At 56.9% G+C, this 1639-nt stretch carries 2 protein-coding genes; one reads left to right on the plus strand and one right to left on the minus strand.

Annotation, left to right across the window (positions count from 1 at the left end; genetic code table 11):
• The coding region (locus tag P0D80_RS49985) for an STAS domain-containing protein (RefSeq protein ID WP_408296109.1) at positions 1–322 on the plus strand (322 nt) is incomplete at its 5' end.
• A gap of 150 nt (positions 323–472) precedes the next feature.
• On the opposite strand, the gene P0D80_RS49990 is transcribed toward P0D80_RS49985, so the two are convergent.
• On the minus strand, positions 473–1483 hold the full coding sequence (locus P0D80_RS49990) for a patatin-like phospholipase family protein (protein ID WP_408296112.1): 1011 nt from the start codon (positions 1481–1483) through the stop codon (positions 473–475).
• Positions 1484–1639 lie beyond the last annotated feature (156 nt).

The following is a 1639-nucleotide window of genomic DNA, read 5'->3' on the forward strand; positions in this document are numbered from 1 at the left end:
CTTCGCAAATGCGGAGATTTTTAGCCAGCACGTGCGACGGGGTATCGCACAAGCGGCGCAGCCACCTGAATGGTTGGTCGTTGCCTCGGAGCCCATCACCGATATTGACGTCACAGCCACTGACATGCTCTCCCGGCTTGATCACGAGTTGGAGACTGCGGGCATCGCGCTGTATTTTGCGGAAATGAAAGGCCCGGTGCAGGACCGACTGCGAACGTATGGGTTTTTCGAAATATTTGACCAAACACATTTCTTCGAAACCGTGACGGATGCCGTTCGCAGTTATACCGCACAGCATGGCGTTGAGTGGCCGGGCGAGTGATTGGCCGGTTCGTTCGTCACCGCCCGGTCTGCAAGGGACGGCGTCACAATATGCTATGCCTGACGATTGTTCGCTACGGGCAACCCGTGGCGGCCAACTTGCCGGTTCTCTCAAGCGTTTATGTCGCACACCTCGTGGGTGTGAGGATCTTCATTCGGTTTCGTCGGAACTCAAGGCCCGCACTGCATCCCGGTAGCCACGCTCGATCCGGCGTCGCGTAGACGAGCGGGAAAAGTCAGTCGCAGCACCGATTGATTCCTGCCCATCCCCGGATATAAGCACGAACCGATCGATCTTCCGGTGTGCCATCAACCGTTGATACGCCGGATGTTGCCGCAACCGACTCGCTGGAGGCAGCTCTTCGTCGAGATGTTCAATCAGATCGAGATAGCTGTTGAACTGTTCGAAGAGCTTGAGGTCTAGTCGCAGCTTTCCAAAAAAATATATCTGCAACAAACGACCCACCACGTCGGACATCGTCTGCGGTGTCGACGGCGAGATATGACTCGCATTCATCGCGATCAGTTCGCGCCTTACGTCGGGGTCGTCGGCGTCGATCTGCTCCAGCGCGTTGATCGCGCACCGCAACGGGGTGTTGGAAACAAGGCCGCCATCCCAATATGGCTGGTCGTCGATGAAAGTCATTGGAAATACCGGCGGCAGGCTCGAGCTCGCGATTACATGGTCCACAGTCAATCGGTCTCTGTTATCAAATTCCTCATAAGCACCCGTGGCGGCATTCACCGCGGTAACGATCACTCGCGTCGCGCTTGCGTTCAACTTATCGAAATCTACCGACTCGGTCAGCCATTCTCTTAGCGGTGCCATGTCCATCACACTGGTGGCGATCAACGGGGCCAGGAGAAAAGTCGGGTCCACGCGGATCATTCCGTGCGCGCCGAACATCGCCAACCATGCGTCCAAACCGGGCATAGACGGAAGAGCGGAGACGGAAAATCTGTCCCACATGTCGCCCAGGGTCTCAAGAGGATCGCCCTTTGCTCCGGCGAGAACCGCTGCGGCCAGAGCGCCGATCGATACGCCGGTTATGACATGTGGCCGGAAGTTCTGACGCTCGAAGATGGCTCTAAGCGCACCGAATTCATATGCTCCCAGTGCTCCGCCGCCCTGCAAGACGATCGCCGTGAGCGTGCTAGACATGGCGATACCGCCAGGTCATCGAGCGTCGCTTATCGTCGAGCGAGTTGAGCATGACACACTTCCAGATGGGTAAATGGGCAATTGATTACCGCATTCTCGGAGCGGGCGCCGCTTGTAGTCTTGACTTCGCGCAATTCCATTCCTCATTTCTCGAGT

The organism is Paraburkholderia sp. RL17-373-BIF-A, from assembly GCF_046030175.1.
Taxonomy (GTDB): Bacteria; Pseudomonadota; Gammaproteobacteria; order Burkholderiales; family Burkholderiaceae; genus Paraburkholderia.

Excerpts from the sequence above, each read along its gene's own strand:
- P0D80_RS49990 (WP_408296112.1), bottom strand. The coding sequence starts at position 1,483 with ATGTCTAGCACGCTCACGGCGATCGTCTTGCAGGGCGGCGGAGCACTG.